Raw genomic sequence first — 23,000 nt, forward strand, 5'->3', positions numbered from 1 at the left:
TTGATAAAACCTCTTTTATCAATCAACCAGCTGCAATCCTTGCACCATTTATTTATCAGTTGCACGGAACTCCCTAGTGTCCCTGAAAATAACAGGGGCGGAGCCTGAAATCAGCCTCCGCCCCTTAACCGGCTTCCTGAAACCGGACACAGTTGGCATTTATTGCCTCTGTGTAACATTTCTTAACGTTCTTGCAGAATCCGTAACATACGGCGCAGAGGCTCAGCGGCCCCCCACAACAATTGATCACCCACAGTAAACGCAGAGATATACTCCGGCCCCATAGCTAATTTACGGATACGTCCGATAGGTACACTCAGCGTGCCGGTCACCTTGGCAGGAGTCAGCTCCTCAATGCTCGCGTCGCGATCATTAGGGATGACTTTCACCCAGTCGTTGGCATTCGCCAGAATAGATTCAATTTCTGCGACAGGCAGATCTTTCTTCAGCTTGATGGTCAGAGCCTGGCTGTGGGAGCGCATGGCGCCAATCCGTACGCAAAGGCCATCAATGGGGATCGGATTGTCTGAGCGACCAAGAATTTTGTTGGTCTCTACTCCAGCCTTCCACTCTTCCTTGCTCATGCCGTTATCAAGCTGTTTGTCGATAAACGGGATAAGGCTGCCAGCCAAAGGCACTTGAAAGTGCTCAGTAGGAAATCCGTCGGAACGCATGGTTTCAGTTACCTTGCGATCGATCTCCAAAATTGCCGAGGACGGGCTTTCCAGCTCTTCTCCAACACTGCGATTAAGCTCACCCATCTGGTTAAGCAATTCGCGCATGTTCTGGGCGCCAGAGCCAGAAGCAGCCTGATAGGTCATGGGGGACACCCACTCGACCAGATCCTGCTCCAGCAAGCCACCCAGGGCAAGCATCATCAGGCTGACGGTGCAGTTACCACCCACATAATCTTTCACGCCGCTTTCAAGCGCCGCGTCGATTACATTGCGGTTAACCGGATCTAGAATAATAACCGAATGATCCGCCATCCGCAGTGCAGATGCCGCATCAATCCAGTAACCCTTCCAGCCTGCATCACGCAGCTTTTGATAAACCGCATTGGTGTAATCGCCACCTTGGCAGGTCAGCACTACATCCAGGGTTTTGAGGGTTTCAATATCGAACGCATCCTGCAAAGGTGGAACACCCTCTTTCCCCACATCCGGTGCTGGCTGGCCAGTCTGTGATGTAGAGAAAAATACCGGATCGATATCGCTAAAATCATTTTCTTCGCGCATGCGCTGCATGAGGACTGAGCCCACCATGCCGCGCCATCCTATAAGTCCAACCCGCTTCATGTGCGACCTTTGAACCTCTTTTATGCCCACCCGCTACCTATATCGCTGGCAGGGACAGGAAGAATGATCCCGCAGCAACCGCATCGTGTTGCTGTCGGGTGGTATTGTAAATTACAGAGAGCATCGTAATTTACAGAGCAGCCAGTACCGCGTCACCCATTTCACGGGTTGAAACCCGGGTACCGCCTTCCGACATAATATCTGCCGTACGGAGCCCCTGATCCAACACGTTGTTAACTGCCGCTTCGATGGCAGCAGCAGCCTGTTCTTCATCAAGGCTGTACCGCAACATCATGGCCGCGCTGATAATCGTAGCCAGCGGATTGGCGATACCTTTACCGGCGATATCTGGCGCTGAACCGTGGCAAGGCTCATACATGCCCTGTTTTTTAGAGTTCAGCGATGCCGAAGGCAGCATGCCAATTGAGCCGGTAAGCATGGCTGCTTCGTCAGACAGAATATCACCAAACATGTTGCCAGTCACAATCACATCGAACTGTTTGGGCGCACGAACCAGCTGCATCGCGGCATTATCAACGTACATGTGAGACAGCTCTACGTCTGGATATTCGCTCTGCAGGTCGTTCATAATTTCGCGCCACAGAACCGTCACTTCCAGCACATTTGCCTTATCTACAGAGCACAGCTTTTTGCCGCGCTGCTGCGCTGCTTCAAACGCCACCCGGCCGATACGACGAATCTCAGATTCCTTATAAACGTAGGTGTTGTAGCCCTCGCGCTCGCCATTTTCCAGCTCGCGCACACCCCGTGGCTGGCCAAAATAGATGCCCCCGGTAAGTTCACGCACGATCATGATATCCAAGCCTGACACTACCTCAGGCTTTAGAGATGAAGCCGAGGCCAGCTGTGGATATAAAATTGCTGGACGCAGATTGGCAAACAGCTCCAAGTTTGAGCGTAAGCCAAGCAGTCCTTTCTCCGGACGCTTCGCCATGGGCAGTCCGTCCCACTTTGGGCCGCCTACGGCGCCCAACAAAATGGCGTCGGCTTTACGGGCCTTTTCCAAGGTGTCCGCAGGCAATGGGTTTTCGATGGCATCCAGGGCGGCGCCCCCCACCAGGGCCGACTCAAATTTGAGCTTCAACTCAAACTTCTCATTGATGGCATGCAAGACTTTCTCAGCCTCTGCAACAATTTCTGGGCCGATACCGTCACCCGGCAGAAGAAGGATGTTTCTGGACATATTAGGCTTCCGAATACTTGATAACCGGGTCGGTCTGACCCGGTGAATTTGGTTAATAATGACGTGTTCAGTGCTGCGCGGAACTCAGCATTTACTGGCCGGCACCAAACAACCAGGGTGCCGCTTGGCGGCGCTGTTCTTCATAAGCTTTAATCTGCTCGGCATCTTCGAGGGTGACGCCAATGTCATCTAGGCCGTTCAACAGACAGTGGCGACGAAAATCATCCACATCAAACCCAAAGGACTCACCGGCTGGTGTAACCACAGTTTTGGCATCCAGATCGACCGTCAGCTCATAACCTTCAGAAGCCTCGACCTCCTGGAACAGCCTTTCGACAACATTTTCATCAAGAACAATAGGTAACAAACCATTCTTAAAGCAGTTATTGTAGAAAATGTCAGCAAAACTCGGTGCAATAACAGCTTGAAAACCGTAGTCATCAAGAGCCCAAGGTGCGTGCTCGCGGCTGGAGCCGCACCCGAAGTTACTACGGGCCAATAGCACACTAGCATTCTTGTATCGGGCCTGATTCAGCACAAAATCCGGGTTCAGCGGGCGCTGAGAACAATCCTGATCAGGCTGCCCTTCATCCGTGTAACGCAGCGCGTCAAACAGATTTGGGCCAAACCCCGTACGCTTGATGGACTTCAAAAACTGCTTGGGAATAATCATGTCCGTATCCACATTGGAACGGTCCATGGGGGCCACAAGGCCCTTGTGTTGCGTAAATGCGCGCATGATTCAGTCTCTCCTGTGACTCAGTTCAGCAGTTCACGAACGTCAACAAAATGACCAGATATAGCCGCTGCTGCGGCCATAGCGGGGCTCACCAAATGTGTACGACCACCAAAGCCCTGCCGGCCCTCGAAGTTACGATTAGACGTAGATGCACAGTGCTCGCCCTGGCCGAGTTTGTCGGCATTCATAGCCAAGCACATAGAACAGCCCGGATCGCGCCACTCAAGCCCTGCTTCAATGAAAATCCGATCCAAACCTTCCGCTTCTGCCTGAGCTTTTACCAAGCCCGAACCCGGCACAACCATGGCCTGAATAAGACTATCTGCAACTTTGCGACCCTTGACCACAACGGCGGCTTCGCGCAGATCTTCAATACGGCTGTTGGTGCAGGAACCAATAAACACTCTGTCTAGCTTGATATCCGTAATCGCCTGATTTGGCTTCAGCCCCATGTACGTCAGAGCCCGCTCAATGCCTTCACGCTTAATCGGATCCTCTTCTTTTGCGGGGTCTGGCACGTTGCCAGTAACGTCTACTACCATCTCCGGAGACGTGCCCCAACTTACTTGGGGCTGTATCTCTGAGCCGTCCAACTCTACAACCTTGTCGAAGACAGCATCCAAGTCGCTGTGCAGCGTACGCCAGTATTTAACGGCGGCATCCCAGGTTTCACCCTTGGGAGCGAATGGCCGATCTTTCACGTATTCGATGGTGGTACCGTCAACTGCAACCATGCCCACACGAGCGCCAGCTTCGATGGCCATATTACAAATGGTCATCCGGCCTTCCATGCTCAGGTTCTGGATAGCTTCACCACCAAACTCAATAGCATGACCCGTGCCGCCCGCCGTACCAATTTTGGCAATCACAGCCAGGACAACGTCTTTACCGGTAACGCCTTTACCAAGCTGGCCATTCACCTTCACCAACATGTTTTTCATCTTTTTCTGAACCAGGCACTGAGTAGCCAGCGCATGTTCAACTTCAGATGTACCAATACCATGGGCAAGACACCCGAATGCCCCGTGGGTAGAGGTATGGGAATCGCCGCAAACAATGGTCATACCCGGCAGCGTCGCGCCCTGCTCTGGCCCAATAACGTGCACAATGCCTTGGCGCTGATCCTTAATCTTAAACTCAAGAATCCCAAACTCGTCGCAGTTCTTATCGAGGGTTTCCACCTGAATACGGGAAACCGGATCAACAATACCTTCGATGCCCTTCGCGCGATCTGTGGTTGGAACGTTGTGGTCTGGCGTAGCCAGGTTGGCATCGATGCGCCAAGGCTTACGATTTGCAAGGCGCAGACCTTCAAAAGCCTGGGGGGACGTCACTTCGTGCAACAGTTGACGATCAATGTAAATCAGCGCAGACCCATCGTCCCGCTGCTTTACCAAGTGATCGTCCCACAATTTGTCGTATAAGGTCTTGCCCGCCATGGTTCTCTCTCACTCTCTGGAGGTACAGTGTTTTTAATGCTCTTTGTCAAAGCTTTCTATTAATACTCTACGCCTATGATACCGCCGGCCCACAAATAACCGCAATTCATGTTTTTCATTCATCGCATTCCAATCGGTTATGAGATAGGATTTTCCTGACAGGACATAACAGGAAGACAGACCTTGGATTCTAACGCTCTAAAAGCATTCCTCACCATCGTTGATCAAGGCTCCTTTTCTGAAGCCGCTGAGCAGCTACATCTCACCCAGCCAGCCATCAGCAAACGCCTCGCCGCCCTAGAAAATCAGCTAGGTACAACATTGGTAGACCGCAGCCACAGACAAATTCGACTCACAGAATCTGGCAGCCGACTCCTACCCCATGCCCGAATGATTCTCGACGAAATCCACAACGCCCGCATCGCGCTCTCGCCAGGTTCCGGCCTGATAGAAGGCGAACTACACATCATTGCCAGCCACCACATAGGCCTTCACCACTTACCAAAGTGGCTGCGCCGATTTAAACGTGAATATCCGCAGGTAACCATCAACCTCCAATTCATGGAGTCAGACGCCGCCTACGAGCAAATGCGAAAGCGCAACGCCGATCTAGCCTTCGTCACACTCAGTGACAGCATGCCCCCAAACTTCCGCGTATTTGCCCAATGGCCAGACCCCATGGCCTTCGTGGTGGGCACGGATCACCCCCTGGCCTCGCTGCCAACACCAAAATTAGCCGACCTAGCCAAACATCCAGCCTTACTGCCAGACACCTCCACCTCCACTTACCGCGTAGTAAGCCGCCTGTTTCTGGAGGCAAACCTACCTCTGCAGCCACAAATGCCCACCAACTACCTGGAAACCCTAAAAATGATGACCAGCGTAGGCCTAGGCTGGAGCGTATTACCACTGCGAATGGTAGATGACAGCTTGAAAGTACTCGAAGGCGTATTAGCGAAAGGAACGGAAGCGGGACACCCGGTTACCAGAGTGCTAGGCGGGATCGGGCTAACCGGCCGCCAACCAAGCAACGCCGCAAAAGCGCTCCTAGCCATTGTCCAAGAAGAAGAGGGAAATCAGAGCAAAGGTTAGCCGTAAGGTGTGGTCAAACAAACCCGGAGTTATGGTGATTCAGTCAGAGAAGGCTGTTCAAAAATCTGAAGCGCCAAGGATGGCGCGACGAAGCCCTACAAGGACGTATTCACGGGCGTTTTTTGAACAGCCTTCTCTGACTGGATCGCTTCGCCCAAACATCAGGGCTTAAACCTGCCCAATCACCGGCGTAGAAACAGAAACATCACCATTCTGACCACGATGACGCAAATAATGATCCATCAGCACAATGGCCATCATCGCCTCAGCAATCGGCGTTGCACGAATACCCACACAAGGATCGTGCCGCCCAGTGGTAATAACCTCCACCGGATTGCCATCCACATCAATACTGCGACCCGGCAAACGTAAACTCGAAGTCGGCTTCAACGCAATGCTCGCAAGAACAGGCTGCCCAGAAGAAATACCCCCCAACACACCGCCAGCTTCATTAGACAGAAAGCCTTCAGGAGTCATCTCATCCCGATGCGCCGTACCCTTCTGATTAATACACCCAAAGCCCGCACCAATCTCAACACCCTTCACCGCATTGATACTCATCAACGCATGGGCCAGATCCGCATCTAGGCGATCAAAAACCGGCTCGCCAAGCCCTGGCGGCACACCTTCAGCAACCACATTGATACGCGCCCCAATAGAGTCCCCTTCTTTACGAAGGGCATCCATGTAGGCCTCCATCTCCGGCACCTTATCGGCATCGGGACAGAAAAATGGATTCTGATGAACCTGATCCCAGTCCAGCTTCTCCGCACGAATTGGCCCAAGCTCCGACAAATACCCGCGAATGCGAATACCCAAGCGTTTTTCCAAAAACTTCCGAGCTACGGCGCCAGCCGCGACACGCATAGCCGTCTCACGGGCTGAAGAACGACCGCCACCACGATAATCACGCACACCATACTTGTGCATGTAAGTGTAATCGGCGTGTGCGGGACGGAACTGCTCGGAAATCTTCGAATAGTCTTTTGATCGCTGATCCGTATTCTCGATCAACAGCCCAATCGGCGTACCTGTGGTTTTGCCTTCGAACACACCAGATAGAATTCGAACTTCGTCTGCCTCTCGGCGCTGGGTCGTATGCCGCGATGTACCCGGTTTTCGACGATCCAGATCTGCTTGCATATCCGCTTCTGAAAGCTCAAGCCCTGGCGGACAGCCGTCGATAATACAGCCCAACGCAGCTCCATGACTCTCACCAAAAGTGGTCACAGTGAACAGTTTTCCGAAAGTATTTCCTGACATAATTCAATATCTTGTAATGATGTTGTTAGAAATTAGCTTAAATCTTGCTTTGCCACTCACGCAGATCTTGCTTCGTGATAGCAAACACACCGTTGCCGCCATTTCTGAAGTCCAACCAAGTAAACGGGAGCTCTGGATAAGCTTCATCCAAGGCTACCCAGCTATTCCCTACCTCGACCACCAGCAAGCCGCCGGGCGTAAGATGCTCTGCTGCACCGGCAATAATCCTGTGCGCAATATCCAGCCCGTTATCACCTGCCGCCAAACCTAACGTAGGCTCATGATGAAACTCATCCGGCATGTCTGCCAGATCTTCCGCATCTACATAAGGCGGGTTACTCACAATAATATCGTACTGCCCGCTGATGTTCGCGAACACATCCGATTGAACAGTACGCACCCTGCCGCGGAGTTCGTGAAGCTCTATGTTTGAATCGGCAACCGCCAATGCATCTGCAGATATATCGGACAGATCCACACTGGCATCTTCAAATACAGAAGCTGCGCCTATGCCGATACAGCCACTTCCCGTGCAGAGGTCTAGTATTCGCTCAACTGGTTTGTCTCCCAGCCAGGGCTGAAACCCGTTCTCAATCAACTCTCCAAGCGGAGACCGCGGTACCAACACACGCTCATCCACATTGAACGGCATACCCATAAACCAGGCTTCGCCTAGAAGATAAGCCAAAGGCACCCGCTCCTCAATACGGCGCCTGATACGCTCAAGCACAACCCTTCGTTCTTCCCGGATCAGCCGCGCATCCAAAAATAGCGTGTTATCTTCCAGTGGAAGATGCAGGCTGCGCATAACCAGCTGCACGGCCTCATCCCACACGTTATCTGTGCCATGGCCGAAAAAAACCGGCGAGGCTGCAAACTCTGAAGACGCGTAGCGAAGGAAGTCGCGAACGGTATGGAGATCTTCAATGGGACTGGTCACAAACGCGGTTTCCTATAGTGTCGGATTCAGTGCCGGATTATACGCTGTTTCAAACCGCAAGTGGCCCGGAGCTGTTCTGGTTTTCCTCAAACCGGTCCAGAGCGGCCGCCATACGCTCACGCCCCAACTGAATAAGCTCAGGCGCCTTATGGTAGTCATAGCTCCGACACGCATTCTTGGGGATATTGACCAATAGATCTGGCGGATAACCTGCAATTTTGTACTGAACAAGCGCGCTCTGCATGGTTTCGATGGTGAGGTTCATCACATCAAACTTGCCAATTCCGAGTTTATCCCAGTCAATGGTCTCGTGCTCTTCCTGCAGTTTTTTGTCACTGTGCTTATGGTGCTCTTTTTTATGCACCTCTTTCGATATCTTCTCTTCCGGGCTATCGCCGCCCATTTTCTTCGGGCCCAGCGATTTGAAGGCGTCCCAGTCGAACCAACGAGATGCTTTGTCGCGAATAGTATCCATCCACTCGTCCGCGTCATTCTCCTCGCCGTTACCAGAAAATGCAGCATCTGGTATTCTTTGGCGTCGATCATCCTCACCGCTGAGGTTCACCGCAACGATGATGTCCGCATGGGCGGAAATGGTGGGAATGATAGGTAGCGGGTTGAGCAAAGCACCGTCTACCAGCACCCGGCCGCCTAAAACCAAGGGGGTTACTACACTTGGAATGGCAACAGATGCACGGATTGCCCGGTCCAGAGGCCCTTCCTGAAACCATATTTCTTTGTGGGCCAGTAGGTCCGTCGCAACAGCGGTATAGTGCAGTGGCAGGTTTTCGATGCGAGTGTCGCCCAACATTTCCCGTACCACAGAAAAGATTTTTTCACCCCGGATAGCGCCGGAAGAGTTGAAGGTAAGATCCAGCAACTTAAGCACATCAAACTGACCAAGCCCGGTTACCCAGTCTTTGTAGTCCTGCATTTTACCGGCGGCGTACATTCCCCCAACCAGGGAACCCATAGAGCAGCCTGAAATGGCGATTATGTTATAGCCCCGCTCGGCCAGGACCTCGATGGCACCGATATGAGCATAACCACGGGCACCACCGCTACCCAGCGTAAGAGCAACCGTTTGGCGCCGGGGTTCTGGGGGCTGGTCTTCGCTGCTAGCATGCGGCTCGGTGGTCTTTAGATCTGAACTGTCCAACACCTTGGACACGTCATTGTCAGGCACTGCACTCCCCTTTAATAGCTACCTCGTTATAACCATCACTTCAACTCGATCACCCTGTCGGGCCGGATCGGTAACAACCACAGAAGGCCCAACAATAAGCAATTCCTGCTGTTGTCTGGAAACGCCGGTTTTAGCCAACACCTCAGAAAGGGACTCCGCCGCATTGCGTGCGCGATCCATGGAATCCTTAAGTGATTCACTTGCGGCTAGTGCGGAGTAACCCACAAGAACCACCTTGGCGCCCTCACTCCGGGCAAGCTCATTGATCTTCCTGCGATCTGTGGCCTGCCAATCAAACCGATAGGTAACGCCACCCTGCCAGGGAACAATCACAGGGCCTAGAACCCGGGCGTTAACCGCACCGAGACCTGGGATAGTCGCGCCTGGCGCCACCTTCAAATGCTCGACCCAAACGTACTCTCGTAGATTGCCCCGGGTAACCGTATACACAGATGTCAGCCAACGGCTGCCATCGTCGGCCACCACGCCGGCCACCAGATAATCCTGCGTTGCATCTCGGCCATACAAAACTGACTGGCCGAATATTTGGTTTGCCCACACGTTGCTTCGCCCGCAGCGAATCCCCGAGCACTCAAACAGAATTTGCGCACCACGCTCACGTAGCAACCCTAGATAGTGTTCTCGGGCTTCCCGACGATTCGAATCTCGGGAGATCTGATAGAGCCGCCCCTCCCCAGAAACCGGTAAGCGGGCCAAGGTTTTTGAGCGGATCTCGTTGTTAACCTCCCGTACAGGGCTGAAAAGAACCAAGTGCCCAGACGACTCAATGGGCGTTGTCACCTCAAGTGTGGACTGGGCAAACGCCTTGGGTAAGGCTTCAGGCAGTGCCGCGCTGGCAAGCGCGGAGCTGGTTAGTAACAACGCGGCACCAAGCAAGCGAAATACGAAGGGTTTGGGCAAGATATCACTCATTTTCAAGGAAGTTTCTAACAATATCGGCAACTGGGCGGGTGTCCCCATCAAGATGACAGTGATGCCCACCGGGCACCTCCACTTTCTGCATGTTCAGCATCGCATTCAAGCGATCATCCAGTCCTTTTCGACTAGCAAGCAGCCCTTCTTTCGCGCGCACGAACAAAGTCGGAGACTCAACCGCTTTAAGAGAAGCGACTACCTGATCCTCAGACATCATCAGTGAAGACGGGTGCCGCAAACGAGCGTCTGTACGCCAGACGTAACCTTTACCCTCGGGCTTCAGATTGCGGGGAATCAATGTCAATGCAGCTTCGTGGCTGAGCGGGCTAAGCCCTCCTTCACGAACCTTTGCGGCAGCGGTTATATCGGGATAAACAGCTGAGCGACCAGAGCCGGAGATTCGCTTGTTAATCGACTTACGAAGCTGCGGAATCGTTTCACTTATGGGCCGGCTAAGGGCACCTAAACTGTCGATCATTACCAGCTTACGCACCCTTTCCGGAAAAGCGGCTGCATACAAAGAACCGACAATACCACCTAGGGAGTGCCCAACAATATCCACTTTCTCGCTCTGGCCTGAGCCGCAGAAATAGGTTTCAATCAGTTCTGCAATATCTGCGACGTATTCCATCAGTTGGTAGCTTTGCCCTGATGGGCGGTGGCCAGAATGCCCGTGGCCAGCCATATCCACAGCGTATAAAGACGAAACCTGTGCCAATTCCGGCGCTATTTGGGAAAAGGTAAGACTGTTATCCAGCCAGCCATGGAGCATGATAACCGGCGGATTACTCCCTTGTGAGGCATCTTCAGACGCCCAACTTAGACCGGCCAGAGTAATATGCTGCAGTGGCCATTCCATCTCTCGCAACTGTGCTTTGCTGTCGCAGATTTCTGGTGATATGGCAAGATCATTCATTTCTGAGACGCACCTCACATGGTATGGGTCGGGCGGTCAGAACTCAGAGAGCCGGCAAGATAGGATTCCATCTTGGTTCTAGCACTTTCGTCATCACCATTAAACTGCACACCAATACCAGCTGCACGGTTGCCTTGAGCACCCTTGGGCGTAATCCAGATAACCTTGCCCGCAACGGGGAGCTTTTCTGGCTCGTCCATTAGGTTCAGCAACAGAAACACTTCATCACCAAGCTGATACTGCTTTTGGGTGGGTATAAACAGACCGCCCTGGCGAATGTATGGCATGTAAGCCGCGTACAAAACCGCTTTATCTTTGATCGTCAGGGTAAGAATGCCGCTGCGTGCACCAAATCCGGGCCCCATATCTGACACCTTTTAATTTTGAATGTTTACTGTTAAACCAAACGTGCAGGAGAAAAATCCCTGATAAGTCCAAATCATAGCAGTTGTGCTGAGCAAAAGCGCAATTAGGACACCCGGCGTTTTGTGGGCATTAATTCTCGCCAGGCTATCAGTAATCGGCTAGCTTCCAATTCGGGGTTGGCGTTGTAGACACCGGCTGCGCGGCCCTCCCTAACCATGTCCAACAATTCATGGGCACGCCATGCCGGGTTGATGCCTGCCAAAAACCCGAGCATTTCACCCGCTTCGGGGTCATTAGCCGTGCCCCCGACACACAGCCGAGCCAAATCTGCCGCCCAACCTTCGAACAACCAGAGCATATCTTCCAGCCCCAATGCCTTGAATGCCTTGGCCGCTTCCGACACGGCAACCTGCCCCTTCATGAATTGGCGGAACTTGTCGAATGCCTCATCCCGTAATGCTGGAAACTCACCTGTGGCGTATTCAAAGGCTAGGCGCGGGGCGTTACCCGCTAGCATAAGAGACTTAACCATAAGCTCTGTTGAAGGTTGCTTATCGGCATCAAGATGCGCCACCTTGCTGGCCAGCCATTGGTTAGCCTGTTCCGTTGAAGGAACCGGTATAGACAACACTTGGCACCGAGACCGAATCGTTGGCAATACGGGCCGGCCGCTTTCCTGTAAGAGCAGAAGTACAAAATCTGCCACCGGCTCTTCAAGGGTTTTCAACAGCGCGTTGGCTGAATTGATGTTGAGCTGATCCGCACGATCAATAACCGCAATCTTTCGACCTGCCACTTGCGGCGACGAAACCGCAAAAGCCGAAAGCGACCTTATTTGATCGATCCTGATCATCCGGGATTTTTCCGGTGAGTACACCCGAACATCCGGGTGGCTGGATGCTGCAAACAGCTCACATTGACGACATTGGCCACAGGCAACCGGCGCCCCGGCTTCTTTGTTCAAAGGGGCAGCGCACAACAACAGGGCTGAAACCGCATCGGCCCAGGCTCGCTTGCCTACGCCACATTCACCGGTAACCAACAACGCATGGGGAAGCCGGCCCTCGGAAAGGCGGTTTTGAATAACCTGCCAGGGCTTCTGAAGCCAAGGCATTTCAAGGGCAATGTCAGTCACTGTGCTTTCCTGAATGGGAGTTGGGGCGGAACATTCCAGGCCGGTGTTTGCCTGCCCTGTGTAGCTGTCGCTTCATGGTAACCAGTAATCTGCGCAAGCGTTTCAGATCGTCGTTATATTCCCGCGCGGATGGAGAGCCAGATTGGGGCCTATAGTAATGGCTGTTCACCGTCTGGGCAAAAAGCCTAACGGAATCCGCAACCGCAGGTTCCGAAATTGCTAGCCTTGAGGCCAAAGCAGCGGGTGTTTCACCGCTTCTTACGGGCACTCCTGCCCGCCCGCACAGCTGATACCACGCACCCAGCACACGCCGGTAGCGATCCCGGCTTACACCCCGGCGTACTTGCAACGCCGATAGGAGACCCACGATTAGCAGCGCAGCGCCGACAATCCCCGCAGTTAGGTACCCAAGTTCCCGCATGCCGAACCCGCCAGGCAAACGAGACATCAAATCTAGCTGGCTTTGGCCTTGATACCCAACTACCCAGCGCTGCCATTGATAGTTAATTCGATCAAGCTGCGAGCTGGCCCACTGGATAATAGCCACATCCCCGTATCTCTGGGCAGAGGCCCAATTATTCTCCAGGAAAGAACCTTCATCGGCGACCGCATCCCGCAAACCCGACTCAATTCTGTCTGGGGCAATAGCTGCGGTGGGGTCAATGCGAATCCAGCCCTGCCCCTCAACCCAGGCTTCGACCCAAGCATGGGCATCGTACTGGCGAACGATTAGGTAGTCGCCGCCTGCTCCGGTTTCACCACCTTGGTACCCAACCACCACCCGCGCAGGAATACCCGCTGATCGCAGCACAAAGGTTGTGGCACCAGCATAGTGTGCGCAAAACCCACGCTTTTCATCGAAAAGCAGGCTATCGATACCGTCGTTGGGCATCGCGGGCGGTCGCAACGTGTAAAAGTAAGGTTGCTCCCGGAAACGACTCAGCAGCGACCGGATCACGCCCATGTCATTGGTTGAGCGTTTCAATTTATCGGCCAAGGCACGCGCCCGGGGATTTCCCTCCGCTGGAAGCTGAAGATAGCGATCAGCTTCGCCCGGCGTCAGAGTGTCTGCTGATAATCTACCAGTGCCTTCAAGCGCCAACCTGTAGCGAATCGGACTATCTGCCGGTCGACGGAAGCGGAATAGCTCATCCAACTCTTTTACGACGTTGTCCGACACAGCCTCGGAGCCTTCAAGCGCAAATGCCCAACGCTGATCCGTTGCCTCCATCAAAACATCGTACTCACGGGATGTCAGCTCACCAACGCCGCCATCTACATCAACCCGCCCCGGTGGTCGATAGGATTCGTAGCCGCTCTGACGCCAGGTGCCATCATCGAGGGAATCCAGAATCAGTCCTCGCCAGTACCTATCCCGATACTCCGGAATAGAACCACCGAAGGTGACACGAAAAGCCCGCTCACTACTTTGTGCCAAATTGGATATATCCCCTGGCCGCATGGTGTCGCTGATGCCCGTGCGCGCCTGGTCAGATACCAGCGGCACACTCCATAAAGGCTCCATACGCGGGAAGAAAACGAACAGGAGAACAACCACAGGCAGCACTTTCAGGAGCATGGTGCCCAGCCTGCGCCAACTCGCTTTCATCCCGCCAGGAAGATCCGGTGCGTTAAGCACTTGCAACCCAATAAGCAAAAAGGCGATTGCGCCGATATTCATCAGCGCCCAATGAATCTCCTGATGAAACAGAAAGTTCACCGTAGCCAGATACACCAGAATATAAAACAGCACGTAAAAATCCCGCACCGTGCGTGTTTCAAGCCACTTCAGCCCAACCGCCAGCACAAAAAACGAGGCAGCAGTATCCACGGTAAAACTTCCTTGCACCCGAACCAGATATATCGAAACCAATACCAGCATGATCCCAGTACGCAGCCATCGGCCAGGCAAACGAACACGACCCTGTTGTGCCAGCCAACGCCAGCCTGCCAGTGCAATACACACAAGGATCAGCCATGCGGGAAGTCGGTCAAGCTGCGGCGTCATCAGTAACGCAAAACTGGCAATCAGCCAGAGTAATGCGCGAGACGGCAAGCTATCGCTTTGTTTTTCTGGCTCGCACTTCGTTCGGCTCCAAAAGCTCATCGCGGGGCTCCCGGTGTCGATACTGCAGCGCTGTCTGAATCCGTGTAATTGCGCGTGCCGTGCGGCGCTGCGAAGGCATCTCTTGGTTTCTCCTCACCCCAAACCGCCAACGCTCGAAGACACCGAGTTGCATGGGCCGGGCCGCTATCTGGCTCTATAACCTGTCCAGGTAGGTTCAGGCCAAACCTTGCCCCGCTCTTCCCACGTTCTAGAACCAGCCATGAAAGGTAACCAAGCCGCAACTCATGGTCCGTGCCAGCAAACGCGTTAAAATCCAGCCAATGGGGGCTGCCTTTATCCGCTTCCCAATCCGCAACCACCATCTGGCCACTGCGGGCATAGCGCTTCCACATAACACGCTGGCTCATATCGCCTTCGCGCCAAGGCCGTAGCTCGGCGTGATCATTTCCTTCTGGGGAGCGAGAACTGGCGGTCTGTTCGCCATCCTCTATCGCACTGATTACCTCGGGGGCTGCGATTGGCCTCGGGAAAACAACAGCTGCGGATACCGGCCTCATCCACGACCAGGCTTTGAGCAGGCCAAAGGGGAAACGGGTTTCAATCCTGATGCGATCCGGCCGCAGGTAGCCCCGGAATGCAGAAGGTACGGGCAAAGCAACATCAACCGACTGGCCAGAAGACACGTGGCCTACGGGCACCGACAGGTCTTCGGCAGAAAGCGTAAGGGCTATGGCGTCATCCTTGCCAGCTGCAGCCCGCAAGTGAAAAAGTATGTCATCACCGGCAAACCCCTCTGCCGCCTGAACCAGCGTTAGCTCAAGGCCGGAAAGGTTTCTGTGAGTTTGATGCATGGCACCCACAAACACCGCCCCAAGCAAAAAGGTAACCAGATAAATAAGGCTGTTCTGATAGTTAATGCCGGTAAGCAGCATGATTAACAACAGCAACCCGAACATCACGCCGGCGGCCGTTGGTAAAATAAAAAGGTTTCTCTGGGTGAGTACTTGGACATCTGACCGCGGAATTCTACGGTTGATCCAGCTCTGAAAGCGGCTACGGATTAATCTGCTCATTGCGTCCCTATGGCCAGCCCATGTATTAAAAGTTCACGGCTATGTTAACCCTCTTCACCGTGTTTTTTGTAACAGTACGACAATTCAACGATTCTGATCACAAACTGACGGCCACGCGCTTGAATTGCTGTCGGACAACCCGAATACTCGTAACTATAGGGATGCGTACTGATTGCTGTAACCTCAGACACGCCTCGCACCTGAGTTTATCGCAGCAAGAGGCCAGACTATGAACCACCAAAACCTGCCAACCGAGTACAACCCCGGCGCGGCCAACTCTACCCCAAACACCCCCCGAATGGCTGTGACCATTGCAGCCGCCGTTGCGGCTGCCGTTTCAATCCCGGCCATCGCAGGCGTTCAGGCGATGACATCCGATGAGATGGTCGAAACCTACGTGAAGGATTCGGCGGTTATTATCGTACCGAGAGAAAACCGAAAGTCGGAAGCCGACCGCCAACGCATTATTCGTGCTCTGACAATTTCCCCGGGCGAGCCTGTTACCTCTGAAGCGGAAGACCAAGCCTATCGAGAAGCCCTTCAGAGGTTTACTGACGAAGGTAAATCCGACGCGCTTGCAAGCGCCGAGGAAGAGTTCCTTCGCCGGGCGTTACTTTTGCCCCAGGAAGAACTGGCCAGAGCGCAGCCACCGGCAGAATTCACACCCACAATTCCGCCGTTGATCTTCGGGCAACAGATGCAGATTCCGGATGAGCCTTTCACCCAGTCCTTTCTTAATGATCAGCTAGGGATTGGTTTTGACGGACAGAACCTGAACCTTTCCATCGGCAGCCCTCCTGGAATCGACCAGATAAATATTCCCCAAGGAATCAATGAAGGGCCGATTACCCTGACACCAAGGCCGGGTGGTGGGTTTGATCTTTCTATTGCGGTGCCGGATCAGTAGTTAGCGACATCCACTCCCGAGCTTCAAAAAAACGGCAGCCTTTATTCTTAAGCTGCCGTTTTTTATTGCCTATTCGGAAACAAAAAACGCCCCGCAATGCGGGGCGTTTTAACACAGCTAGTTGTTAGGTCAGATTAGTGACCGTATACAGCCAGCTTGGTGTCGGTTACAGCCAGGTTGTCGATGGCCAGTGAACCGATAGAGGTACCACCGATTTCAACTGCACCGATAGTCATGTCCATATAAACGTTGTTCACGTCGATACGCAGAACGTCAGTTGCAGTGGATGCGCCTAGGCCGGAGCCTTTGTAAACATCCAGATTTACGTTGGCGAATTTAGTTAAAACACCAAGCTTCAGCTGGTCTGCCGGGTTGCTGGGATCAAGACCAAATTCACCATCAGCATCTGCAGTCACTATCGAACCATCACCATCGTAGTCGAAGTTATTGCCTGCACCGGTGATCTGCAGATCACGGATACCAACACCCAAGAACTCAACGTCGAAGTCCATATCTGTAACGTCGAACGCCGCTACAAGGTTCAGGTGATCAGTAGCAGTATCCACTTCGATATCCAACTGAGCCAAGTTACCGTAGCCACTCAGGTTAGAGATCAGAGTTGTGGTGCCACCGGTTCCTTCCAGCTGCATAGATCCAACGGTCAGACCCCAATCAATGGGGACAGGTGCGCCAGTTGCAGGGTCTGTCTGTAGCGAGCCAACGTGAATGACAGCATTGCCGGTATCAGCGATGTCGATATCGATCTTCAGCTGATCTAGCAGTCCGTTCGTGACGTCGCCGGCACCATCGAGCACCTGACCTTCGGTTGTCACACCCGCACCACCAAGAACGATGTCGTTTACCGCGAAGGAGCCTTCATCCGTGTACTTGAACTGACCAATGCTGACTTTGGTTTCGAGCTCAATGGTGACACCGGCCTGACCGGTCACGTCGCCCATTGCAGTGTCGTTCATAGCTTGCAGTTCTGCGTTGGCTGCAAAAGGTGCAGCAGCAATAGCTGTTGCCAGAGCAATTTTTTTCAGGCCTTTCATTGTTATCTCCTTATAAACTCATTTTGTTTTTATCTGAGTTTTTAGTTTTGGGTGTGAAGTTCGCCACTCCACGAAACCATTTAAGATTGTTTTACAGTCCTAGTCCGTGACTGCATTCACAGTTCTTAACCCAATACTTACAGGCCGTAACAAATCGCGACGCGGGTCTCAAATCAATTAGAGCCATCTTTTGCATCTGACTTGCTGTCGTAAAAAATCTGAAAAGGCTTTTCGCTTGCAACCGGCTCAGAATAAGCCACCCTGCCGTTTTCTACCTGATACGGAACAACCTTGTTTCCGGCAATACCTAAACGATGCTCGTATTCAATCACCAGCGCTTCATCGTCGCTATCTTCGCGTAGCTTTCCGGTGTACAGGATCGCTGCTGCGTGAATCTTCCCTCTACGAGCAACGGACTTTAACGCGGCGCGATACATCAGAATACGTATTTGGGCGGGCGCGTCCTCAGCCTGCCCATCAAGATCGATCCGTTTAATCGTTTTGCCGTCCTCTAGAAGCATCCACGCACCGGGCATATTGAGCTGCGAATCCGTCAATGTGCCTGAGTACTCTGTGGTTGCCTGTTCGGTTAAACGGATGACCTGTTGCTGACCAATGACGGCATATTTCGACAACTCATGCTTTATAGCCATCTCCTGATCTTCAGTGAGTTCAGTAGGGGGAGCTTTCTCTGCATTCGCCGAAGGGGCCATGAAAAAGGCCGTAAGCAAAATGGCACGCAGCAGAGACTTTCCAACATAATGCATCATTCTTGTTCCTGTTTTTATTTGCGTCAATTTCCACGCTAAGACTGGCCAACTCAGCTAGAATGCCGTTTTCCGACTCCGGGCTGGCAGTTGTTGTTTGTGAGCATGTTGCATTAAACCAACGCTCCTCCGGCGCCGACAATGCCCGTTTTGTGGCCTGAGTATCATTCTTCCAATTAACCGGAGTTAATTTGCCACTTCCTGTTTCCTCTCTGCTTAGCCGGCAAGAATATGAACAACTGCTTGCCCATGCCGCCATTCAGCCAGAGTTTGCCTACCTCGGCAGCATCGGTGTCGGCGATGGTCGCGGGTCTTTTAGCGGCTTTACGGCGTGTGCGTTTGAAACAAAGTGTGTAGACGCCGGGGTAAGCGGGTTTCTGACTACGAGCAAGCTGTCTGCGGACATGGAAAGCCTGGTTCAGCGCTACGAAGTCCCGATGCAAGAAACACAACGCTTTCTCACAGGCGGATGGATAGGTTTCCTGAGCTACGAATTCGGGTATATGAAGGAGAAGCGCCTTTCCGCACTCTGCCCTGTACCTGCAACTCCCCTGCTCTTTGCAGGCTTTTATCTGTGGGCCGCCAGCCACAACCGGGCAACCGATACTTATCACCTTTGGATTCACCCTGAATGCCCGAAACAAACCCAGGCCGAGCTTCGTTCATGGCGCGCCACCCCGCCTGTAAGCAAAATAGCCGAATGGAGGATCGTTTCGCCGTTCAAAGCACGGCAACCCGCCGAAGAATTTAAGGCTGGTGTCGATGCTGTTCAGCGTTACATCAACGCTGGCGACTGCTACCAAGCAAACCTCTCTCAGGAATTCCAAGGCAGCTATTCAGGGAGCCCCTGGCTTGCATTTCAGGCATTGGCTGAGGCTAACCCCACTCCCTACAGTGCGTTCCTTAAAACCGGCGCCCGCGCGGTGTTGTCCATTTCCCCAGAACGTTTTTTAGACATTCGCGGCCGCACCGTTAAAACCAGCCCGATCAAAGGTACCCGCCCCAGAGGCAAGAACCCTTCTGAAGATGCGGCTTATGCTGCTGACCTGGAAGCGTCAGAGAAAGACCGCGCTGAAAACCTGATGATTGTGGACTTGCTGCGCAATGATCTGAGCGTCCATGCCGCGGCTGGGTCGGTCACGGTAGATAGCCTGTTCGCTTTGGAGTCCTACCAGAATGTGCACCACTTGGTTAGCCACATTCGTGCGCAGCTCTCAGACGGCGCTTTACCCATGCAGGTGCTATTCGATGCGTTTCCCGGCGGCTCCATTACTGGCGCACCCAAAATTCGCGCCATGGAAATCATCCGGGAACTAGAGCCTCACTGGCGTGGCCCTTACTGCGGAACGGTTTTTTATCGCGGGCTGGACGGCACTCTGGACAGCAACATCGCTATTCGCACAATGCTATGTGATAGGGGGTCGGCTAAAGAACCAGCGGGAGAAACAGGGACGATACGCTGTTGGGGAGGTGGCGGCATTGTTGCTGACTCAGATCCCGAGAGCGAATATCAGGAAACCCTCACCAAAGTGAAGCCGCTGATGGACTTTTTGGAGAATTTGAACCAGAGCGACTAGCGGCCGCCCTGGCGCAAGGGCGTTCTGAGACGGCCCTTATAGACAACCGGCCATCACACGCTGTGAACAGCACTCGCCTTCAGGAATTCCTGCTTCAGTTCCTCAAACTCCTGAACAGCTGGGTACTGCGGGAACTCGTCGATGACGTTCTTAGGCGCGTGGAACAAAATACCGGCCTCCGCCTGCCCCAACATGGTGGTGTCGTTATATGAATCACCGGCCGCAATTACGCGATAGTTCAATAGCTGGAACGCACGCACCGACTGGCGCTTAGGATCTCTCTGGCGTAGCAAGTAGTCTGTAATCTGGCCGTTCTCGGCAACTTCCAGTTTATGGCAAAGCAGCGCGGGGTAACCCAGCTTCTTCATCAGCGGCATGGCAAACTCATAGAAGGTGTCGGAAAGAATCACCACCTGAAACCGTTCGCGTAGCCAGTCAAGAAACTCACGGGCGCCCGGCAGTGGGTCTAACTCACCAATCACTTCCTGAATCTGCGGCAGACCATATCCGTGCTGATCCAGCAGTTTTAGCCGCTGAGTCATTAGAACGTCGTAATCAGGAACATCGCGGGTGGTCGCCTTGAGTTCTTCAATACCGGTTTTTTCTGCAAATGCGATCCAGATTTCCGGGATCAATACGCCTTCCAGGTCAAGACATGCCAGTTCCACAGTGATCTCCTGATTAAATGTTCCAAATGATAATTCTAAATGAGAGCAAGGCACGCTCCCCGCCTATTAGCGCGGTATCATAAGAAAAACAGGCGAAGAATGCATCGATCATCGCAACAAAACTGCGAGCTTTTCACTCCTCAACTAAATATCAAGCTATAACCATATAGATTGTCATTCCTTCATGGAATTAGTGGTTTAATGCTAACCTTCACCCGAACCCGCATTAGGCACTGACATTTTATGAGCAATATCCGCGAGCTACAGGACGAACTGGGCAACGAAAGCCCGAGAGCAATTCTGAAAGCTGCTTTTAAACGCTATGACAACATCGCTATTTCTTTCAGTGGTGCCGAAGACGTGGTGCTCATCGAAATGGCCCACAAGCTAACCGATAATCTGAAAGTGTTCACGCTTGACACTGGCCGCCTACACCCAGAAACCTACGAATTTATCGAGCGTGTCCGCAAACACTATGGCATTAACATCGAAGTGCTATTCCCAGACACAACCGAAGTTCAAGATCTGGTAAATCAGAAGGGATTGTTTAGCTTTTACGAAGATGGCCACAGTGAGTGTTGCGGCATTCGCAAGGTAGGCCCACTTAAGCGCAAGCTTGCAGACGTTGACGCTTGGATTACCGGCCAACGAAAAGACCAGAGCCCGGGCACCCGCAACGATGTTCCGGTTGTTCAGGAAGATGCCAATTTCTCTGGGCCTGGGAAAACACTGGTTAAATTCAACCCGCTGGCAAATTGGACCTCAAAAGAAGTGTGGGACTATATCCGGATGACGGAAGCCCCCTACAACGCGCTTCACGAAAAGGGCTTTGTCAGCATTGGCTGTCAGCCCTGCACTCGCCCGGTTCTGCCAGGGCAGCACGAGCGCGAAGGCCGCTGGTGGTGGGAAGAAGCCACTCAGAAAGAATGCGGTCTGCATGCGGGTAATCTTATCGCCCGCCAGTAAGAAAACTGGCGGGTATTTCGGCTACCTATTGTCAGTAGGTGGGTAGCTCTACGTCCTTAAACAAGGCCTCCATCTCGCTGCGGCTACTTTGGCGAGCAACGGCTTCATCGATAGTCTCTTTCGTGAGATGCGGCGCGAAGCGCTGTATGAAGTCGTACATGTAGCCACGCAGAAAGGTACCCTTGCGAAAACCAATACGGGTCACACTCGGGCTGAACAGTTTTTTGGCGTCTAGTGCCACTAGATCCGGGTCAGTTTTGGGATCAAACGCCATGCTGGCAATAATCCCCACCCCAAGGCCTAGACGGACGTAGGTTTTGATAACGTCCGCATCTGCAGCAGTGAACACCACTTTCGGCGTTAAGCCTTTTGACTTGAACGCCTCATCAAGCCTCGACCTGCCCGTAAAGCCAAACACATAAGTGACCAACGGATACTCCGCCAGCTTCTCCAGCGTTAACTCAGACAACTGAGCAAGCGGATGGTCCTTGGGCACAATGACCGTACGGTTCCACCGGTAACAGGGCATCATAATGAGATCGTTGAACAGCTCCATAGCCTCGGTGGCTATAGCGAAATCAACGGCACCGTTGGCTGCCATTTCGGATATCTGCATCGGCGTGCCCTGGTGCATATGCAGGGACACATCAGGGTAGGCTTCAATAAAGCCACTAATCACGGGCGGCAATGCATAACGCGCCTGGGTATGAGTTGTAGCAATGCTCAGATCGCCCTTACGCTGGTTGCTGAACTCTTGGGCAATTTTTTTAATGCCTTCCGCACGACGCAGAATTTCACCAGCTTCGCGGACAATAATTTCACCCCCAGGGGTGATACGGGTCAGATGTTTGCCGCTTCTAGCAAATATTTCCAAGCCCAGCTCATCTTCAAGAAGCCGGATTTGCTTAGAAATGCCCGGCTGAGACGTGAAAAGACTCTGGGCAGTTGCCGACACGTTGAGATCATGGTGCGCAACTTCCCAAATATAGCGCAACTGTTGTAATTTCATTGACTCTGTCGCTCCCTGAGTTTTCGATTTTCGGCGGGCTGAATATGGATGTAAACGGGCAATCAATATTCAAGAATACGCATAACGCGCCTATTTTTCATTCTTTATTAGTATAGAAGAGTCCTCAGTCTCAGTTTAGACCAAAATGACATTTGCGCAGCTTTTGACGGCCATGTTTGTTTCTCCAGCCCTTGACTTGACCGAGACAAAGCACACAATCCGAGATCATCATTTACCCGGCATCTGGAACACCAATGCTTTTAACAACCAAATTTCTCAGGCCTGCTTCTGACCGGCGAGCAGTTCGCAGAGAGCGCCTCAGCTTGCTTCTGACTCCAGGCCAACCCAAGCGCCTGAACCTTGTCATAGCGCCGGCAGGATTTGGTAAAACAACACTGG

General features: G+C 52.9%; 21 protein-coding genes. 4 read left to right on the forward strand and 17 right to left on the reverse strand.

The features are described from left to right. Nucleotides 1-182: 182 nt before the first annotated feature. From asd to leuC, 4 genes are all read right to left on the reverse strand, one after another. Nucleotides 183-1,298 carry an aspartate-semialdehyde dehydrogenase gene (gene asd / locus ACTH3S_RS01795; protein WP_441807308.1) on the reverse strand — a complete coding sequence of 372 codons (1,116 nt, stop codon included), beginning with the start codon at nucleotides 1,296-1,298 and terminating at the stop codon, nucleotides 183-185. A 130-nt stretch (nucleotides 1,299-1,428) separates the two neighbouring features. Next, the gene (gene leuB / locus ACTH3S_RS01800) at nucleotides 1,429-2,502 is read right to left on the reverse strand and encodes a 3-isopropylmalate dehydrogenase (protein WP_441807309.1); all 1,074 of its coding nucleotides are present in this window, start codon (nucleotides 2,500-2,502) and stop codon (nucleotides 1,429-1,431) included. A 91-nt stretch (nucleotides 2,503-2,593) separates the two neighbouring features. Continuing rightward, on the reverse strand, nucleotides 2,594-3,241 hold the full coding sequence (gene leuD / locus ACTH3S_RS01805; protein ID WP_441807310.1) for a 3-isopropylmalate dehydratase small subunit: 648 nt from the start codon (nucleotides 3,239-3,241) through the stop codon (nucleotides 2,594-2,596). Nucleotides 3,242-3,261: 20 nt separating this feature from the next. Next, on the reverse strand, nucleotides 3,262-4,680 hold the full coding sequence (gene leuC, locus ACTH3S_RS01810) for a 3-isopropylmalate dehydratase large subunit (RefSeq protein ID WP_441807311.1): 1,419 nt from the start codon (nucleotides 4,678-4,680) through the stop codon (nucleotides 3,262-3,264). Between the two features lie 183 nt (nucleotides 4,681-4,863). Between leuC and ACTH3S_RS01815 the strand changes: the two genes are divergently transcribed. Continuing rightward, nucleotides 4,864-5,772: a LysR family transcriptional regulator gene (locus ACTH3S_RS01815; RefSeq protein WP_441807312.1), complete on the forward strand. Its 909-nt coding sequence runs from the start codon at nucleotides 4,864-4,866 to the stop codon at nucleotides 5,770-5,772. A 168-nt stretch (nucleotides 5,773-5,940) separates the two neighbouring features. On the opposite strand, the gene aroC is transcribed toward ACTH3S_RS01815, so the two are convergent. The 9 genes from aroC to ACTH3S_RS01860 all read right to left on the reverse strand — a co-directional run bounded on the left by aroC (nucleotide 5,941) and on the right by ACTH3S_RS01860 (nucleotide 15,655). Then, a complete protein-coding gene (gene aroC / locus ACTH3S_RS01820) occupies nucleotides 5,941-7,035 on the reverse strand; it encodes a chorismate synthase (RefSeq protein ID WP_441807313.1) in 1,095 nt (364 codons plus the stop codon). Between the two features lie 37 nt (nucleotides 7,036-7,072). After that, complete coding sequence (gene prmB, locus ACTH3S_RS01825) at nucleotides 7,073-7,975, reverse strand: 50S ribosomal protein L3 N(5)-glutamine methyltransferase (protein WP_441807314.1); 903 nt, start codon at nucleotides 7,973-7,975, stop codon at nucleotides 7,073-7,075. Between the two features lie 49 nt (nucleotides 7,976-8,024). Further along, nucleotides 8,025-9,161, reverse strand: a complete 1,137-nt coding sequence (locus tag ACTH3S_RS01830; RefSeq protein ID WP_441807315.1) for a patatin-like phospholipase family protein — start codon at nucleotides 9,159-9,161, stop codon at nucleotides 8,025-8,027. A gap of 18 nt (nucleotides 9,162-9,179) precedes the next feature. Continuing rightward, nucleotides 9,180-10,094, reverse strand: a complete 915-nt coding sequence (locus ACTH3S_RS01835; protein ID WP_441807316.1) for a DUF4892 domain-containing protein — start codon at nucleotides 10,092-10,094, stop codon at nucleotides 9,180-9,182. After that, the gene (locus ACTH3S_RS01840; protein ID WP_441807317.1) at nucleotides 10,087-11,013 is read right to left on the reverse strand and encodes an alpha/beta fold hydrolase; all 927 of its coding nucleotides are present in this window, start codon (nucleotides 11,011-11,013) and stop codon (nucleotides 10,087-10,089) included. Before ACTH3S_RS01840 ends, ACTH3S_RS01835 begins: the two co-directional genes overlap by 8 nt. Nucleotides 11,014-11,027: 14 nt before the next feature. Beyond that, nucleotides 11,028-11,378 carry a PilZ domain-containing protein gene (locus ACTH3S_RS01845; protein WP_441807318.1) on the reverse strand — a complete coding sequence of 117 codons (351 nt, stop codon included), beginning with the start codon at nucleotides 11,376-11,378 and terminating at the stop codon, nucleotides 11,028-11,030. A gap of 104 nt (nucleotides 11,379-11,482) precedes the next feature. Further along, nucleotides 11,483-12,514 carry a DNA polymerase III subunit delta' gene (gene holB, locus ACTH3S_RS01850; protein ID WP_441807319.1) on the reverse strand — a complete coding sequence of 344 codons (1,032 nt, stop codon included), beginning with the start codon at nucleotides 12,512-12,514 and terminating at the stop codon, nucleotides 11,483-11,485. Continuing rightward, the gene (locus tag ACTH3S_RS01855; RefSeq protein WP_441807320.1) at nucleotides 12,507-14,621 is read right to left on the reverse strand and encodes a transglutaminase TgpA family protein; all 2,115 of its coding nucleotides are present in this window, start codon (nucleotides 14,619-14,621) and stop codon (nucleotides 12,507-12,509) included. Before ACTH3S_RS01855 ends, holB begins: the two co-directional genes overlap by 8 nt. After that, nucleotides 14,618-15,655 (reverse strand): DUF58 domain-containing protein, encoded by a 1,038-nt coding sequence (locus ACTH3S_RS01860; RefSeq protein WP_441807321.1) that lies wholly within the window; start codon nucleotides 15,653-15,655, stop codon nucleotides 14,618-14,620. The genes ACTH3S_RS01855 and ACTH3S_RS01860 overlap by 4 nt, the downstream gene beginning before the upstream one ends. 298 nt (nucleotides 15,656-15,953) lie before the next feature. Here ACTH3S_RS01860 and ACTH3S_RS01865 point away from each other — a divergent pair, with 298 nt between their 5' ends. Then, nucleotides 15,954-16,562 (forward strand): hypothetical protein, encoded by a 609-nt coding sequence (locus ACTH3S_RS01865; RefSeq protein WP_441807329.1) that lies wholly within the window; start codon nucleotides 15,954-15,956, stop codon nucleotides 16,560-16,562. Nucleotides 16,563-16,696: 134 nt separating this feature from the next. Here the strand turns inward: ACTH3S_RS01865 and ACTH3S_RS01870 are convergent, their stop codons facing one another. Then, nucleotides 16,697-17,614, reverse strand: coding sequence for a DUF6160 family protein (locus tag ACTH3S_RS01870; protein WP_441807322.1), 918 nt, complete (start codon nucleotides 17,612-17,614; stop codon nucleotides 16,697-16,699). A 173-nt stretch (nucleotides 17,615-17,787) separates the two neighbouring features. After that, nucleotides 17,788-18,411, reverse strand: coding sequence for a hypothetical protein (locus tag ACTH3S_RS01875; RefSeq protein ID WP_441807323.1), 624 nt, complete (start codon nucleotides 18,409-18,411; stop codon nucleotides 17,788-17,790). Between the two features lie 161 nt (nucleotides 18,412-18,572). Here ACTH3S_RS01875 and pabB point away from each other — a divergent pair, with 161 nt between their 5' ends. Then, a complete protein-coding gene (pabB, locus tag ACTH3S_RS01880; RefSeq protein ID WP_441807324.1) occupies nucleotides 18,573-19,958 on the forward strand; it encodes an aminodeoxychorismate synthase component I in 1,386 nt (461 codons plus the stop codon). 53 nt (nucleotides 19,959-20,011) lie between these two features. Here the strand turns inward: pabB and thrH are convergent, their stop codons facing one another. Then, nucleotides 20,012-20,626, reverse strand: coding sequence for a bifunctional phosphoserine phosphatase/homoserine phosphotransferase ThrH (gene thrH / locus ACTH3S_RS01885; RefSeq protein WP_441807325.1), 615 nt, complete (start codon nucleotides 20,624-20,626; stop codon nucleotides 20,012-20,014). Between the two features lie 243 nt (nucleotides 20,627-20,869). On the opposite strand from thrH, the gene ACTH3S_RS01890 reads away from it, so the two are divergent. After that, entirely contained in the window at nucleotides 20,870-21,592 is a 723-nt protein-coding gene (locus ACTH3S_RS01890) for a phosphoadenylyl-sulfate reductase (protein WP_441807326.1), read from the forward strand. Nucleotides 21,593-21,623: 31 nt separating this feature from the next. Here the strand turns inward: ACTH3S_RS01890 and cysB are convergent, their stop codons facing one another. After that, nucleotides 21,624-22,601: an HTH-type transcriptional regulator CysB gene (gene cysB, locus ACTH3S_RS01895; protein WP_441807327.1), complete on the reverse strand. Its 978-nt coding sequence runs from the start codon at nucleotides 22,599-22,601 to the stop codon at nucleotides 21,624-21,626. Nucleotides 22,602-23,000: the final 399 nt, after the last annotated feature.

The sequence above is a fragment of the Marinobacter sp. genome, from assembly GCF_052094685.1.
GTDB lineage: Bacteria > Pseudomonadota > Gammaproteobacteria > Pseudomonadales > Oleiphilaceae > Marinobacter.

Excerpts from the sequence above, each read along its gene's own strand:
- leuD (WP_441807310.1), bottom strand. The coding sequence starts at position 3,241 with ATGCGCGCATTTACGCAACACAAGGGCCTTGTGGCCCCCATGGACCGT.
- ACTH3S_RS01840 (WP_441807317.1), bottom strand. The coding sequence starts at position 11,013 with ATGAATGATCTTGCCATATCACCAGAAATCTGCGACAGCAAAGCACAG.
- leuB (WP_441807309.1), bottom strand. The coding sequence starts at position 2,502 with ATGTCCAGAAACATCCTTCTTCTGCCGGGTGACGGTATCGGCCCAGAA.
- ACTH3S_RS01855 (WP_441807320.1), bottom strand. The coding sequence starts at position 14,621 with ATGAGCTTTTGGAGCCGAACGAAGTGCGAGCCAGAAAAACAAAGCGAT.
- ACTH3S_RS01870 (WP_441807322.1), bottom strand. The coding sequence starts at position 17,614 with ATGAAAGGCCTGAAAAAAATTGCTCTGGCAACAGCTATTGCTGCTGCA.
- asd (WP_441807308.1), bottom strand. The coding sequence starts at position 1,298 with ATGAAGCGGGTTGGACTTATAGGATGGCGCGGCATGGTGGGCTCAGTC.
- ACTH3S_RS01835 (WP_441807316.1), bottom strand. The coding sequence starts at position 10,094 with ATGAGTGATATCTTGCCCAAACCCTTCGTATTTCGCTTGCTTGGTGCC.
- aroC (WP_441807313.1), bottom strand. The coding sequence starts at position 7,035 with ATGTCAGGAAATACTTTCGGAAAACTGTTCACTGTGACCACTTTTGGT.
- ACTH3S_RS01860 (WP_441807321.1), bottom strand. The coding sequence starts at position 15,655 with ATGAGCAGATTAATCCGTAGCCGCTTTCAGAGCTGGATCAACCGTAGA.
- cysB (WP_441807327.1), bottom strand. The coding sequence starts at position 22,601 with ATGAAATTACAACAGTTGCGCTATATTTGGGAAGTTGCGCACCATGAT.
- ACTH3S_RS01845 (WP_441807318.1), bottom strand. The coding sequence starts at position 11,378 with ATGGGGCCCGGATTTGGTGCACGCAGCGGCATTCTTACCCTGACGATC.
- ACTH3S_RS01865 (WP_441807329.1), top strand. The coding sequence starts at position 15,954 with ATGGCTGTGACCATTGCAGCCGCCGTTGCGGCTGCCGTTTCAATCCCG.
- ACTH3S_RS01890 (WP_441807326.1), top strand. The coding sequence starts at position 20,870 with ATGAGCAATATCCGCGAGCTACAGGACGAACTGGGCAACGAAAGCCCG.
- leuC (WP_441807311.1), bottom strand. The coding sequence starts at position 4,680 with ATGGCGGGCAAGACCTTATACGACAAATTGTGGGACGATCACTTGGTA.